Source organism: Amycolatopsis sp. NPDC104775 (genome assembly GCF_055583325.1).
In genome coordinates this window covers 56,209-70,005 of record NZ_JBVJOE010000011.1, presented here as the reverse complement: position 1 = coordinate 70,005, position 13,797 = coordinate 56,209, and the positions used below count along the sequence as shown (strand labels likewise).

Here is a 13,797-nt window from a genome sequence, read left to right as displayed (position 1 = left end):
TTACCGGGCGAGGGCGCGCAACGCGGCCTTGTCCGGTTTTCCCGATTCCGCGACCGGCACTTCGTCCAGCACAGTGAACGAAGCCGGAATCGCGGCCTCCCCCAATTCCGCGGCGACCGCCGTCCGCAATTCTTCTGGATCCGGCGTACGCCCCGGCGCGGCGACCACGAACGCGTGCGCCGCTTCCCCGGTCCGATCGTCTGGAACCGCGACCACATAAGCCTGATCCACGGCAGGATGCGCGGCGATCGCGCGTTCGATCGGCCCGGTGTAATGAATCACCGCGTTCACGATCACCACGTCCCGGGCGCGGCCGGTCAAATACAGAAACCCGTTCTCGTCGAGCCGCCCGATGTCCTGGGTGCGGACCCAGCCGTCGGCCAGCACCGTCCCGCTCAACGCGGGATCGCGCCAGTAACCGGCGAAAGCCCTTGCGGTACGGGCGAAAACCTCTCCCGTCACCCCGGCGGGAACTGCTTTGCCGGACGCGTCCCGCACCTCCAGCGAGACGCCTTCGACCGGCAGTCCCACCGACTCGATCGCCGCCGGATGCTTCGCGACATCCGCCGCGTCCAGCACGGTCAATTTCCCGGTCTCGGTCTGCCCGTACCCTTGCCACAGCGCGGGCCCGATGCGCTTGAATCCCTCGGCCAGCAATCCCGGTTCCACCGGAGACCCGGCAACGGTGAGCATCCGCAGCGCGGAAAGATCGATTTCCTCCTCCCGCAGCACATCCAGCATCCGATACAACCGGGGAACCGTCACCAGCGCCGCCGTGATCCCCAACCGCGGCAATATCCAGGGAAAGTCCGGCAGCCCCTCCGGAATCACCGCGGTGCCGCCCGCGAGCAAACAAGCCTGCAAATGCAACACCATCACCGCACTGCTCAACGTCCCGAAGAGCAGAAACCGCCGATAGTCCCCCGCCGAACCCCCGGCCCGCTGCTCAAGCCCGAACTCGGCCAGCGCGTCGAACCGGTACGCGACCCCCTTCGGCACCCCGGTACTGCCGCTCGTGAAAACGACCCAGCCGAGATCGTCCGGTTTTCCGCACGGCACCGGTTCCTCATGCGCGGCAAGAAGTTCCGGCCCGATCGGCAGCGTCCGCACCCCCGCCAGCTCCGGGAACTCGGCGTCAGTCACCACCGCGGCCAGCCCGCCCAGCACCGCGGCCAGATGCGCCGGGGGCATCCCGGTCCGCACCCCCACCGCGCGAGCGCCGAGCGTCTGCACCGCGATCTGGGCGGCCCACCCCTCCGGCGTCACCCCGGTCGCGAGCCCGACCCCGTCCCCCGGCCGGATCCCGGCCGCCCGCAGCCCGGCGGCGAACCGGCCGATCAGCTCGAGCAGTTCGCCCCGGCGCACCCGCCGCCGCCCGTGCTCGAACGCGATCTCCTCCGGCGCGCGCCGCAGCGCATCCAGCAGGTCTTGGGGAAATGCCATCACACCGTCCTCCCGTCGGGCCAACCCGCCAAGGGGTACCGGAGAGATCTCAGAATCCCCTCAGCGCATGCCGCTCATCGGGAACCTCCGCCCGGGACCGGACCGCGAGCACCCCGCCGAGCGCCACCGCCGCGATCAAGCCCGCCGTCGCGGCGAGCGTCCAGAAGTCCGGCCGCACAATCGACTGCCCGCGCATCGCCTGCCACGCGGTGATCGCGATGACCCCCGCGTACCCGGCCGCACCTGTCCACACCAGCCGGCGCCGCACGAGTTCGTCCGACAGCACCGGATACCGCCGGGACAGCGCGACCAGCGCGAGCGCCAGCAGCGGCAACGCCTGGATCGCGTGGATCCCCACGAAATGCGTGATCCGCAGATCCCCGCCGACCGTGCTCCAGCCCAGCAACGGCAATCCCGGCCCGCCGTCCTCGAGACCGATCGTGTGCCCGCCGATCATCGACGGTTTCCCGCCGCCGTCCAGCACCCGCTGCTGCGCCGGGCTGGCCGAGAACATCATGAGCGCCAGACCCATTCCTCCTGCCGAAAGCGCGGTCCCCCACCGCAACGCAGACGTCAGCGCGCGATCCGGCAGCTTTTGGAACAGCAGCAGGACGACCACCGCGGCGGTCGCGCCCCACGCGGTGAACGCGCCGGTGGCCAGGAGGTTGCCGATCGTCACGTCGGCCGGCGTCGCGTGGTTGAAGTGCAGCGGACGGTCGTGCAGCAGCACTTGCCACACCAGCAGTGCCATGTCGGTGCCCATCCCGGCCGCGAACGCCGTGCCCAGCCACCAGCCGGCCCGGCGGCCGCGTTTCACCAGCGACAGCAGCCAGGCCAGCGTCGGCGCGTACAACGCCACCGAAACGGCGAATTTGAACGGTTTCGCCCACAGCGGCGCGTTGACGAGCGTGCGATCATCCAGCAGCAGCCCGAACCCGCACGCGACGAACAGCAGCACCATCGCCGCGGCCAGCACCCCCAGCGGCCGGTGCAGCCGGAACAGTCGTAATCCCCAGGAAGTCATACCGACAGCCTGGCCGCGCGCGGGAAGCCGGACACTGGCGTCGTCCCCCGTCCGCGGGGTAGGGCGAACCCCACCTGTGGGTAATAGTGCCGTCAAAGCGACCGGCAGTTGTGCCGTTTGACCACACCCGCTCTTTTTCTAGCGTGACATTCACACCGCGCGGCCCGCCGCGCACCGGGATTTTCCACGAGAGGGAAGGAGGTGGCCCGTCAGATGTCCAGTCCGGGATTCCAGGCAGATTCCGCTGCCATGACGCGCGCCGTCCAGGGCTTCGAGGAAACCGCTTCGAACGCTAAGACGACCATGGCCAGCTTGGAGTCCGAGCTGACCGAGACGCTGCGGAACTACAAGGGCGACCAGGCGGTCGCCTTCTGGGACCTGCAGCGCAGGCTTCAGGAGAAGATGGGCGCCGCCGTCCGGGAGCTCGACACCATGTCGCAGCTCGTGCACACCAGCCACGCGAACTACAACGCGGGCGACTCCGACGTGCACCAGAGCTTCCAGAGCGTCAGCCACACCGTCGAGGGCAACGTGATCCCTCGCCTCAACCCCTGAGAGAGGACCAGACACCATGGCTGACGTCGTAGAAATCAGCTTCGGGGCCCTGCAGCACAGCTCCGCGTCGCTCGCCGCCAAGGCGAAGGCGCTGACCTCCCAGCTGGAGCAGCTGCACCAGAACCTGCAGCCGATCACGCAGACCTGGTACGCCTCGGGCAGCTCCGCCGGTGAAGCGGCGCGCGCGTCCGAGACCCGGCTCCGCCAGGCGACCGCCGACATCGTCGCGATCATCGCGCAGTTCGGCACCAAGGTCGGCGACGCCCACGATCTCCAGCACCAGCTGGAGAACCGCAACCAGGGTTTGTTCGCCTGATCCGGCCCCGACGCCGGCCGTCCGGGGCGGGACCACCCCCCGCCCGCTCCGGACGGCCGGCTTTCCCGCGTCCTGCCGCACGAGAGGTCACCGGCCGATGCCCGACCAGTCGTACTACGTCCACCTGGAATCGCTGACGGACTTCGTCCGGGAGCTGGAAACCCAGATCCACGCGATGTCCCGGCCGAACGACTTCCTGCGCACCCTCGGGGAGCATCCGCTGCTGTTCGGGGAGTTCGGGGAAGCCGCTTCGCTCGCCGACGCCCACCGCGCCGCGGTCGCCGAAATGCAGGGCCTGCTGGAGCAGGTCCGCGGGGCGATCACGTTCGCGCAGGACGTCACCACCACCGTCGCCGACGGATACGCCCAGGCCGACCAGTCGGTCGCGGGCGACCTGCACCAATCGGGTCAGCAGACCGGTCTGCTCGACCCGCTTTTCTCGTTGCTGGGCCTTGATTCTTCAGGGGGTAAGAAGGCATGAGCGCAGCTTGCAAGCGAATCATCGCTATTCATGCCGTCGCCTCTTGGTCGGACAGCGTGGAACTCCTTAAGGAGGCGACGGCATGAGCGGGCCTCGCACCAATTTCGCCGGCTACACCCACCAGCAGCTCTACGCGATGCTGCAGGCGGGCGACCCGACCACCGCGCGCGCCGCGGCCGAACAGTGGAACTCGGCCTCGCGCGGGCTGTACGACCAGGCCGAGAACCTGTCGGATCAGCTCACCGATTTCTCCAGCGCGTGGACCGGCGGCGCGGCTGATCAGTACCGGACGATGATGACCGACCTGGTCGGCGGCATCCGCAAGGTCGCGGTCACCGCGCAGGGCATGCGCGACATGCTGGAGGACGCGGCGGACGCGCTGGTCAAGGCGAAGGCGGAGATGCCACCGCCGGTCGCGGTGCCGGACGTCTCGCCCGCGGACGTCGCGCTGGCGGTCAACCCGCCGCTGCTTCCGCCGGACACCCCGCCGGCCACGATCATCGCCGCGACGCAGCAGCGGCAGCAGGCGATCGCCAATGTCGAGGCGCAGCAACAGGCCGCGAACGCCGCCGGTTCCGCGCACGCCAAGGCGATCGTCGTCATGAACAACCTCGCGACGAATTACGACACCGCCGAGGAGTCGATCCCGGTTTCGCCGAACGCGGCCGCCCCGCCGCCCAAGCCGGTCCCCGGCGGCGGCGCTTCCACCGGCGGCGGCGCCACCGCCCCGATCGGCAACAGCCCGGACGGCGGCACTTCGGTCGGCGCGCCGGTAGATTCGCACCCGCTGCCCACCGACGGCACGCAGGTTCCCGGTTCCCAGCCCGGTGGGCACCCGGCGCAGACTCCGGGCAGCCCGCTGTTCGGCGACATGTTCACCGCCGGCCTCGCCGCCGCGTCCGCGGCCGCGTTCGGCCGTTTCGGGTCGATCATGCCGAAGGTTCCGTCCTGGGCCACGGGCGGCGGCAAAGACGGCAAGGACAAAGACAAGGACGGCAAGGAGCCGGAAACCCCGCTGGGCACGAAACTCGGCGGCGGAGCGGGTCCGGCGGGCGGTGGCGGCGGCGGCATCCCGGTCGGCGGCGGGGAAGCCCCGTCGATCGACGGGGGCGGCATTCCCTCCGGCGGCGGGCTCAGCGGCGCCGGGGAAGCTCCGGCCGCGCACTCCGGGCTCGCCGGGAACGCGCCGTCGAACGTCCTCAGCGGACTCGCGGGCGGTGCCGCCGGTGCGGCGGGCGCGGCGGCCAAGAGCGCCATGCCGATGATGCCCATGATGCCCATGGGCGGCATGGGAGCGGGCGGCGACCTGGGTTCCGGCCGCCGGATTCCCGCGTGGCTCGTCGAAACCGAGAACGTGTGGGGCCAGCAGACTCCGGTCGCGCCCTCGGTCGTCGGCGAAGAGCCGGCCGACCAGCCGTGACCGACGGCTACCGGGTCGCCCCGGCGAAACTGGCCACCGCGGCGTCCGAAGTGGACACTCGCGCCGGGGCGCTCCGGACCGTGCAGCAGGCCGTGGCGGGCGAACGAGTGCCCACCACGGCCTTCGGCCAGGTGTCCGCGTCGTCCGGATGTGCCGCTGGGCTGGAGAAAACGCTCAGCGCCCTCGCCGCGGACGTCGACCAGCGCGTGGTTCGCCTCCAGGTGCTCCGCGACGGCCTTACGGCTTCGTCGGCGGGCTACCGGCGCGCCGACGAGCAGGTGGCGGCGATGTACCGTTCGCTTCTGCCCGAGGACCCGGTGCCGTCCGCCGGGAAATCCGCCGCCAGCGGCGGCTGGGCCGGGACCATCGCGGCCAACCGGATGAAGGTTTCCGACGCGCTCGCCGCCGAACGGACGCACCTGGCCGCACTGTCCGATCCGGACGCCATCGCCCGCTCGAAGCGGCGAATCGCGTTGTACCAAAGCATTCTCGACGACCACCGGCAAATCCTGCGCTTCGACCCGTCCGGCAACGGCCGGATCGCCGAACTGGTCGGCACGATCCAGCCGGGCACGCGCAACGTCGGGCTGTTCGTGCCCGGCGTGCACACCCGGATGGACACTTTCCAGTCCTACGCCGACCTCGGCCGCAGCCTCGTCGCCGCCGACCCGAGCGGCCGGACAGCGATGGTCGTGTGGGCCGACGGCGTGTTCCCGCAGAACGTCACCACCGAAGGGTCCGAAGCCAGCTACGCGCAGACGATGGCCCCGAATCTCAAGGCGTTCGGCGACGAACTGCGCGGCCAAGTCGACGCCCAGACCGGCGGAGCGGCCACGATCACCGCGATCGGCCACAGCTACGGCGGCGCCACCGTCGGACTCGCGGACCAGCAAGGCTTGCCCGTGGACCGGGTCCTGCACGTAGAGTCGGCGGGCATGGGACACGGAGTATGGAGCCCAGCGGACCTGCCGCCGAGCCAGGCCGGCGTGCAGCGGTACTCGATGACCGCACCGCTCGATCCCATCGTCCTCGCCCAGGGCAACGCCGGGGCGCTGGAATGGACCGGCATCGGTCACGGCGCCGACCCGGACACCTTCCCCGGCGTCACCGAACTCACCACCGGCCGCGACGCCGCGGGCAACGTGCAATGGGGCTTGTCCTCGCACAGCGGCGTGCTCAAGCCGGGTTCGGATTCGTGGGAGAACATCTACGGCGTGCTGACCGGCGGCCACGTCACCGAGGCGCCCGTGCCGGTTCCGGCGGTGCTGCCGTGATCACCCGTGAACTCAAGGATCTGGCCGCCGAGCTGACGAACGTCATCGACAGCGTGGCCGCGGCGTTCGGCTCACGCGCACTGCCCACTGTGGACGGTGAATTGGACTGCGATCCCGCGCGGCCGGGGCAGGTGATGTGCTGGCAATACGGCGTCCGGCTGGAGGACAGCCAGACGGCTTTGCGGGTGCTGGGCGAAGCGGTCCGGCCGACGCTGGAAGCGGCGGGCTGGGAATCGTATGACCGCAGCACTTACCGCGAAGTGATCGCCCGATTTTCCCGGGACGGCGCGGATTTCAGCGTGCACATCGCCCGCGACGGACGCGGGGTGGCGATCATCGGCTCCACCCGGATGGTGACCGCGGGCCACGACGCGGACGAGGCCTGACCCTCACGCCCGGACCGCCAACCTCGTGAGTGTTCGCGCCGGTTAGAACCGGCATGAGCACTCACGAGACCGCAAGCGAGGAGTCGCCACCGGACCAGCCTCTCCAGGGCGCCACTCACCAGCCTCCACCCGCGCTCACGCCCGGAACCGCGACGGCCGCCACCCGCGCCGCCGTCCCCGCCGGAACGCCGCCACTCCGATCCCCGCCGCGGCCGCCACCGCGACCCCGCCCACCGCGACGATTCCCGCCGCCACGTCGGACGTCGGCCGGACCTGCGCCGCGGCCGGGACCACCGCGGGCAGCTCGGACCGCACCGCCGCCGCGCTCGGACCGGGCGCGGTGGCGGGCAACGTCGACGACACCGCGGCGTAAGCGTCGAGCATTCCCCAACCCCGGCGCGGATCGTGCGCCCCGGTCGGCGGGCGGGAAGCGGTCAGCAGCAACCGGTTCACCACCTCTTCGCCCTTCATCCGCGGATGTGCGGAACGCACGAGCGCGGCCGCTCCGGCGACATACGCCGCGGCCAGGCTCGGGTCGGTGATCGGCCACCGGTGCGCGATCGCGCCCCCGCCGCCGGCCGACGTGCTCACCAGATTCGCGCCAGGAGCGGCGATTCCGAGGTAATCCCCGGCTTCGGTCTGCACCGGAGCGCCGGATTCGTCCGTTGAGCCGACCGCGAGCACGTCCTTCGAAGCGGTCGGATAGGTATGCGCGCCTTGCTGAGTCGCCGCCGCGGCCGAAATCACCACGGCCCCGCGCGCCTTCGCGCGGTCGAGCGCCGCGCCCAGCGCCGGGCTGTCCGAACCCGCCGGGACCGCCACGAGAATCACTCCCGCGCCCCGGTCGAGCGCCGTGTCGATCGCCCCCGCCAGCGCACCGGGATCGCCGCCGCCGTCCGAGGACGAACCGTTGCTTTCGGTGTAGCGCAAGGGAAGCAGCTTCACGCCGGGCGCGACGCCGGTGAACGTGGTCTCGTTCGCGGGCTGCGCTCCGACGATGCCCGCGGCGATCGTGCCGCGCCCGTCGCAGTCGGAATCCGCGGTGCCCGCCCCGCCGAGCACCTGCCCGGGCGCGAATTGCGCGTTCTGCTTGTCGACGCCGGTGCCGATCACCGCGACGGTCTGGCCCTCGCCCCTGGTCAGCGCCCACAGCCGCGGCGGGTTGACCAGCCGCTGGCCCCAGGACACCGCCCCGGTGTACGGGCCGGACGGATTCGCGCACGACGCCGCCCCGGCCGAGGTCGCCGTGACGGGCAGGCCGAGCGCCACGAGCGCGGCCACCGCTCCGGCGGCAATTCCCCGCACCGCGGCCCCCTCCCCTTGTCGGACAAGGAGATTCTAGTGGAGAGCGGGCCGCGGCGACAGGGTTAACGCAGGTCCATCCCGAGGTCGAGAGCGGGCGAGGAATGCGTGAGCCCGCCGACCGAGAGGTAGTCCACACCGGACTCGGCGTACGGCCGCGCGCGATCGAGCGTCAGCCCGCCGGACGACTCCAGCCGCGTCTTCGGCGACACTTCATCCCGCCGGGCGACCGCCTTCACGCATTCCTCTGGCGTGAAGTTGTCCAGCAGGACCTCGTCCGCTCCCGCGGCCAGCGCCTCGTCCAGCTGCGCCAGATCGTCCACCTCGACCTCGCACGGCAGCTGCGGCGCGTGTTCCCGCGCCGCCGCCAGCGCCGCCGTGACCGAACCGGCCGCGACCACGTGGTTGTCCTTGATCAGCACCGCGTCGCCGAGGCCCATCCGGTGATTCACGCCGCCGCCGCACCGCACCGCGTACTTCTGCAGCAGCCGCAGCCCCGGCGTCGTCTTGCGCGAATCCCGTACCGCCGCACCGGTTCCGTCGATCGCGGACACCCACGCCGCGGTCGCCGTCGCCACTCCGGACAGGAGGCACAACAGGTTCAGCGCCGTGCGCTCCGCGGTCAGCAACCCGCGCACCGGACCACGCAGCACGAGCACCGGCTCCCCCGGGACCGCGGGCGAGCCGTCCTCGCGGATCGAGACCACCTCGTAGTCCGCGCCGAGTACCTCGTCGAAAACCGCCAGCGCCACCGGAATCCCGGCCACCACACCGGCGACGCGCGGCGTCAGCTCCGCCACCGCGCGGGCGTCCGCCGCGACCGTGGCCGCCGTCGTGGCGTCCGGCCCGTACCGCAAATCCTCTTCCAGCGCGGTGGTGACGACCCGCCGCACGTCGGCGACGTCCAGCCCGTCCACCACCAACGCCCGCACGACCGCTTCGGAGAATTCCCCGCTCATGCCACCCCTTCCAACGACGCCGCCTCGACCAGCACTGGTTGTCCCGACGGGCTCAGCCGGATCAGCTGGCTCCGCCGCAATCCTTCGTCGCGCTCCGGGAAGTCCGTCCGCACGTGACATCCCCGCGATTCCGTCCGCCGTTCCGCCGCCGCGAGCAACGCCTGCGCCACCACGGTGAGCGCCGCGTCCTCCACTCCGGCGTGTGTCCACAGCGGACTATCCACTGTGGATAAATCCAGCGCCGAGACCGCCGCCGCGAGCCCGTCCGCGTCCCGGCCGATCGCCGCGTACCGGCTCATGACCCGTTGCAGCACATCACGTTCCGCCGCCGGAGCGACTGTCCTTTCCGGAATCCGGCCGCGCGAGGGATCCGGCAGCAACCCAGCAGCCAGATCCGCGGCGACCGCCTCCGCGGTCCGCTGCCCGACGACCAATCCTTCGAGCAAACTGTTGGACGCCAACCGGTTCGCCCCGTGCAACCCGGTCCGCGCCACCTCGCCCGCCGCGTACAACCCGCGAACAGTCGAGCGTCCGTCCACAGTGGCCACCACGCCACCGCACGCGAAATGCGCCGCGGGAGTCACCGGAATTACGTCCTTCGCCGGGTCGATTCCGAGCACCGCGCACGCCGCGTGCACTGTCGGGAACCGCTTGGCGAACCCAGGAATGCGAGTGGCGTCAAGGAAAACGTGATCGTCGATGCCACCGGGAGCCAACAGCTGCCGCCGGGTGATCGCCGCCGCCACCACGTCACGCGGAGCCAGATCGCCGAGCGGATGCACCCCGGCCATCACTGACGCGCCAGCGCCGTCCACGAGCGTCGCGCCCTCGCCACGCACCGCCTCCGTGACGAGCGGGCACCGTCCGCGCGCACCCGGCGTGTACAGCACCGTCGGATGGAACTGCACGAACTCGATGTCGGCTACCGCCGCGCCCGCGCGCAACGCGAGCGCCAGCCCGTCACCGGTCGCGATCTCCGGATTGGACGTCGCTTGGTACAGCTGCCCGAACCCACCGCTGGCCAGCACCACCGCCGACGCCCGCACGATCCCCGGCACGCCGTTGCGGTCGAGCACCGTCACCCCGGCCACCTCGCCCGCGGACGTGCGCAGCGCGTCGACCGCGATGTGGTGCTCCAGCACCGGAATCCGCCGCTCGCCGGCCTGCGCGACCAGTGCGCGCTCGACCTCCGCGCCGGTCGCGTCGCCACCCGCGTGGATCACCCGGAACGCGCTGTGCCCGCCCTCGCGAGCCCGCGCCAGCGCGCCCGAGGCGTGGTCGAACACCGCGCCGTTCTGCCGCAACTCGGTGACCGCCGCCGGACCGCCGCCGACAATCGACCGCACGGCGTCCTCGTCGCAGAGCCCGGCTCCGGCGGTGAGCGTGTCAGCGGTGTGCTTCTCGACCGTGTCACCCTCGTCGCGCTCGCCGTCGAGCACCACGGCCACGCCGCCCTGGGCCCACCGGGTGTTGCCGTCGGAGACCGCCGCCTTCGTCACCACCAGCACGTGCAGCCCGAGTTCGCGGGCCCGCAGCGCCGCCGACAGCCCCGCCACGCCACTGCCGATCACCACCAGATCGGCTCGAGCTTCCCAGCGCGCTTCCGGTGAGGTTTTCGCCTCATCGGCGTTAACTAGGCCGCTCATTCTCCACCGCCAGGCTGCCCGATTTCGATCATCCGCTGCACCGAGGCGCGGGCCCGCGAAGCCGTTTCCGGGTCGACGTGGACCTCGTCCGCGCCCTCGGTGAGGCTCCGCAGCAGCGCGGCCGGAGTGATCATCTTCATGTACCGGCACGACGCCCGGTCGTTCACCGCGCGGAAGTCGATCTCCGGCGCGGCCTTGCGCAGCTGGTGGATCATGCCGATTTCGGTGGCCACGAGCACCGAGGTCGCCTTGGTGTCGCGCGCCGCGTGCACCATGTCGCCGGTGGAAAGGATCTTGACCCGCTCAGGGGCCACCGCACCCTCGCCGGCCAGGTAAAGCGCCGACGTCGCGCACCCGCATTCAGGGTGGATGAACAGGTCGGCGTCCGGGTTCTCCTCGGCGCGCGAAGCCAGCTCGGCCCCGTTGATTCCGGCGTGCACGTGGCACTCCCCCGCCCAGACGTGCATGTTCTCGCGCCCGGTCACGCGCTTGACGTGCGCGCCGAGGAACTGGTCCGGCAGGAAGAGAACTTCCTGGTCAGCCGGGATGGAAGCGACCACGTCGACCGCGTTCGACGACGTGCAGCAGATGTCCGTCTCGGCCTTGACCTCGGCCGTGGTGTTCACATACGAGACGACCACCGCGCCCGGGTGCTCGGCCTTCCATTCGCGCAGCTGAGCGCCGGTGATGGAATCGGCGAGCGAGCAACCGGCCCGCGCGTCCGGGATCAGCACCGTCTTCTCCGGAGCCAGGATCTTCGCCGTCTCGGCCATGAAGTGCACGCCGCAGAAGACGATCGTGGACGCGTCGCTGCTGGCCGCGATGCGGCTGAGGGCAAGGGAGTCGCCGGTGAAGTCCGCGATGTCCTGGATCTCCGGGACCTGGTAGTTGTGCGCGAGCAGCACCGCGTCGCGCTTCCGGGCGAGCTCCCGCACGCGGGCCGCCCAATCCGCGTTCGCCTCGACCCCGCCGTAGGGGGTCAGGTCCTGGTCAAGCGTGGTGGTCATGTCCTCGGCCCTCTCGAGAATCGCCAGCCTGGCGAACCGGTTCGACCCCGGTTCCGCTCCGTTCGGTTTTCGCCTTACAATCGAAAACCGTGCGAAGTCATCTTAACACCCGAGCCCCCCTCGCCCACGAGGTTCTGGCGGCAGTCCTTCAAGTGCGCTCGGACACACTGCGAGTGCTTTTGTGGCGCCGAGCGCTCGATCCGCACCTGGGCCGCTGGTCGCTCCCCGGCGGCCGGCTGCGCCCCGACGAGGACGTCGAGACCTCCATCCGGCGGCAGCTCGCGGAGAAGGTGGACGTCCGCCAGCTGAAACACGTGGAGCAGCTCGCCGTGTTCAGCGCCCCCGACCGCGTCCCCGGCCCGCGGGTCGTAGCCACCGCTTTCCTGGGCCTAGTCCCGTCCGACGTCGACCCCGCGGTTCCCGAAGACACCGAGTGGCACGACGTGAACGCCCTGCCGCGTACCGCCTTCGACCACGAGGCGATCGTGCTGCGCGCCCGCGACCGTCTGCGGTCGAAGTTGAGCTACACCAACTTAGGTTTCGCGCTGGCCCCCGAGGAATTCACCATCTCCGCGCTCCGGGGCCTGTACTCCGCCGCCCTTGGTTACAAGGTGTCCGCGACGAACCTGCAACGCGTGCTCCAACGACGCGGCTTGCTGGTCCCCACCGGACACACCGCACCCCCCGGCCGGACCGGCGGACGACCTGCGGCGCTGTTTTCTTTCGCCGCGAAAGACATGCACATCACCGACCCTTTCGCCGTCCTCAAGCCCCCGCCGCGGCGCTGAACACGAACTGCGGCGGCGCCTCGCAGCCCGTACCGTGGACGCGTGACCGAGCCAGAGCAGTGCCCCAGCGGAACGGCGACCCTGCCGTTGTTCCCGCTGCAAACGGTCCTGCTCCCCGGTACGCACCTGCCGCTGCACATCTTCGAACCCCGCTACCGGCAACTGACCGCGGACCTGGTCACCGGCACCGTCCCCGAGCACGAATTCGGCGTGGTCGCCCTGCGCAGCCCCCTGGTCCGCGAGGTCAGTGGTCTGAACCATTTGTATGGCGTCGGCTGCAGCACGATCCTCCGCGAAGCGAAACGCCTCCCCGACGGCCGCTACGACGTAGTCACACGCGCCGCCCGCCGCTTCCGCCTGCGCGAACTGCACCGATCGTCCGCTCCCTACCTGATGGCCGAAGTCGACTGGCTCCCCGACGACCCAGTCCCCACCGCCGCCGAGCCGACAGCCCGCCAACTAGCCGAAGTAGCCCGAGCGGCCCACGCGAGATACTGCGAAGCAGCCTGGCACGCAGACGACTGGCACCCACCCCACGACGACGCCGACCTGGGCGAACTCGCCTACCAACTGGCCGCCGACTGCCTTCTCCCACTGGAAGACCGCCAGCTGCTCCTGGAAGAAACCCACCCTCTGCGCCGCCTGCGCATCGTCTGCCGCCTGCTCACCAGAGAAGCCGGTTTCCTGGAAACCCTAGGCGCAGTACCACTGCCCCCCACCGAACTGGTCACCTTCACCAAACCCGCGGACCTGAACTAGCCCTCTCCCGCCCGCACCGCTCCGTGAGGGCCACCCTCACACCCCCTGATTCCCTCAGGGTTCCCCTCACGACCCCCACGCAGCACCTCCACGCGCCGACCTCCGCGCGGCACCTCCACGCGGCACTTCCACGCGCCGACCCCCACGCGGCCACTTCCACGCGCCGTAAAGAACTCCCCCCGGACTTAACTCCCCTCAAAAAGCCCTTCACGACCCGCCCGACCCGCCAGTACGCACCCCCAATGCCACGTTGGGGCGGCTAGCCCCACCCTCCAAACCGCAGCCCACGCACCCAACTCACCAAGGCATCCACACTCCCCCGCACCCCGATACGAAGCCAAAAACGCGGGGGGGGGGGGGGGGGGGGGGGGGGGGGGGGGGGGGGTTGGGGGGGGGGGGGGGGGGGGGGGGGGGGGGGGGGGGGGGGGGGTGGGGAG

General features: G+C 70.9%; 14 protein-coding genes. 8 read left to right on the top strand and 6 right to left on the bottom strand.

All coding sequences use genetic code 11. The features are described from left to right. Both ACZ63D_RS36165 and ACZ63D_RS36160 read right to left on the bottom strand, forming a co-directional pair. Nucleotides 1-1,443 carry a class I adenylate-forming enzyme family protein gene (locus ACZ63D_RS36165; protein ID WP_465358827.1) on the bottom strand — a complete coding sequence of 481 codons (1,443 nt, stop codon included), beginning with the start codon at nt 1,441-1,443 and terminating at the stop codon, nt 1-3. Nucleotides 1,444-1,492: 49 nt separating this feature from the next. Further along, nucleotides 1,493-2,467: a hypothetical protein gene (locus ACZ63D_RS36160; protein ID WP_465358826.1), complete on the bottom strand. Its 975-nt coding sequence runs from the start codon at nt 2,465-2,467 to the stop codon at nt 1,493-1,495. Nucleotides 2,468-2,680: 213 nt separating this feature from the next. Here ACZ63D_RS36160 and ACZ63D_RS36155 point away from each other — a divergent pair, with 213 nt between their 5' ends. From ACZ63D_RS36155 to ACZ63D_RS36130, 6 genes are all read left to right on the top strand, one after another. Further along, nucleotides 2,681-3,022, top strand: a complete 342-nt coding sequence (locus tag ACZ63D_RS36155) for a WXG100 family type VII secretion target (RefSeq protein WP_009074870.1) — start codon at nt 2,681-2,683, stop codon at nt 3,020-3,022. 16 nt (nt 3,023-3,038) lie between these two features. Further along, nucleotides 3,039-3,338 carry a hypothetical protein gene (locus ACZ63D_RS36150; protein ID WP_037809581.1) on the top strand — a complete coding sequence of 100 codons (300 nt, stop codon included), beginning with the start codon at nt 3,039-3,041 and terminating at the stop codon, nt 3,336-3,338. Nucleotides 3,339-3,435: 97 nt separating this feature from the next. After that, nucleotides 3,436-3,819, top strand: a complete 384-nt coding sequence (locus ACZ63D_RS36145; RefSeq protein ID WP_465358825.1) for a hypothetical protein — start codon at nt 3,436-3,438, stop codon at nt 3,817-3,819. Nucleotides 3,820-3,901: 82 nt separating this feature from the next. Further along, complete coding sequence (locus ACZ63D_RS36140) at nt 3,902-5,239, top strand: WXG100 family type VII secretion target (RefSeq protein ID WP_465358824.1); 1,338 nt, start codon at nt 3,902-3,904, stop codon at nt 5,237-5,239. Further along, nucleotides 5,236-6,513, top strand: a complete 1,278-nt coding sequence (locus ACZ63D_RS36135; protein ID WP_465358823.1) for an alpha/beta hydrolase — start codon at nt 5,236-5,238, stop codon at nt 6,511-6,513. Before ACZ63D_RS36140 ends, ACZ63D_RS36135 begins: the two co-directional genes overlap by 4 nt. Continuing rightward, nucleotides 6,510-6,899, top strand: a complete 390-nt coding sequence (locus tag ACZ63D_RS36130; RefSeq protein WP_465358822.1) for a hypothetical protein — start codon at nt 6,510-6,512, stop codon at nt 6,897-6,899. Before ACZ63D_RS36135 ends, ACZ63D_RS36130 begins: the two co-directional genes overlap by 4 nt. A 135-nt stretch (nt 6,900-7,034) precedes the next feature. Here ACZ63D_RS36130 and ACZ63D_RS36125 read toward each other — a convergent pair whose 3' ends face one another. The 4 genes from ACZ63D_RS36125 to nadA all read right to left on the bottom strand — a co-directional run bounded on the left by ACZ63D_RS36125 (nt 7,035) and on the right by nadA (nt 11,813). Then, nucleotides 7,035-8,204: a S8 family serine peptidase gene (locus tag ACZ63D_RS36125; protein ID WP_465358821.1), complete on the bottom strand. Its 1,170-nt coding sequence runs from the start codon at nt 8,202-8,204 to the stop codon at nt 7,035-7,037. Nucleotides 8,205-8,266: 62 nt separating this feature from the next. Then, nucleotides 8,267-9,160, bottom strand: coding sequence for a carboxylating nicotinate-nucleotide diphosphorylase (nadC, locus tag ACZ63D_RS36120; RefSeq protein ID WP_465358820.1), 894 nt, complete (start codon nt 9,158-9,160; stop codon nt 8,267-8,269). Next, the gene (locus tag ACZ63D_RS36115) at nt 9,157-10,806 is read right to left on the bottom strand and encodes an L-aspartate oxidase (RefSeq protein ID WP_465358819.1); all 1,650 of its coding nucleotides are present in this window, start codon (nt 10,804-10,806) and stop codon (nt 9,157-9,159) included. The genes nadC and ACZ63D_RS36115 overlap by 4 nt, the downstream gene beginning before the upstream one ends. Beyond that, the gene (gene nadA / locus ACZ63D_RS36110; protein WP_465358818.1) at nt 10,803-11,813 is read right to left on the bottom strand and encodes a quinolinate synthase NadA; all 1,011 of its coding nucleotides are present in this window, start codon (nt 11,811-11,813) and stop codon (nt 10,803-10,805) included. The genes ACZ63D_RS36115 and nadA overlap by 4 nt, the downstream gene beginning before the upstream one ends. Nucleotides 11,814-11,947: 134 nt before the next feature. On the opposite strand from nadA, the gene ACZ63D_RS36105 reads away from it, so the two are divergent. Continuing rightward, nucleotides 11,948-12,601, top strand: a complete 654-nt coding sequence (locus ACZ63D_RS36105; RefSeq protein WP_255409883.1) for an NUDIX hydrolase — start codon at nt 11,948-11,950, stop codon at nt 12,599-12,601. 42 nt (nt 12,602-12,643) lie between these two features. Then, the gene (locus ACZ63D_RS36100; RefSeq protein ID WP_465358817.1) at nt 12,644-13,360 is read left to right on the top strand and encodes an LON peptidase substrate-binding domain-containing protein; all 717 of its coding nucleotides are present in this window, start codon (nt 12,644-12,646) and stop codon (nt 13,358-13,360) included. The last annotated feature ends 437 nt before the right edge of the window (nt 13,361-13,797 follow it).

Bases quoted from the DNA above. Each gene is read 5' to 3' on its own strand.
- ACZ63D_RS36145 (WP_465358825.1), top strand. From the start codon at position 3,436: ATGCCCGACCAGTCGTACTACGTCCACCTGGAATCGCTGACGGACTTC.
- nadA (WP_465358818.1), bottom strand. From the start codon at position 11,813: ATGACCACCACGCTTGACCAGGACCTGACCCCCTACGGCGGGGTCGAG.
- ACZ63D_RS36115 (WP_465358819.1), bottom strand. From the start codon at position 10,806: ATGAGCGGCCTAGTTAACGCCGATGAGGCGAAAACCTCACCGGAAGCG.
- ACZ63D_RS36150 (WP_037809581.1), top strand. From the start codon at position 3,039: ATGGCTGACGTCGTAGAAATCAGCTTCGGGGCCCTGCAGCACAGCTCC.
- nadC (WP_465358820.1), bottom strand. From the start codon at position 9,160: ATGAGCGGGGAATTCTCCGAAGCGGTCGTGCGGGCGTTGGTGGTGGAC.
- ACZ63D_RS36155 (WP_009074870.1), top strand. From the start codon at position 2,681: ATGTCCAGTCCGGGATTCCAGGCAGATTCCGCTGCCATGACGCGCGCC.
- ACZ63D_RS36165 (WP_465358827.1), bottom strand. From the start codon at position 1,443: ATGGCATTTCCCCAAGACCTGCTGGATGCGCTGCGGCGCGCGCCGGAG.
- ACZ63D_RS36140 (WP_465358824.1), top strand. From the start codon at position 3,902: ATGAGCGGGCCTCGCACCAATTTCGCCGGCTACACCCACCAGCAGCTC.
- ACZ63D_RS36160 (WP_465358826.1), bottom strand. From the start codon at position 2,467: ATGACTTCCTGGGGATTACGACTGTTCCGGCTGCACCGGCCGCTGGGG.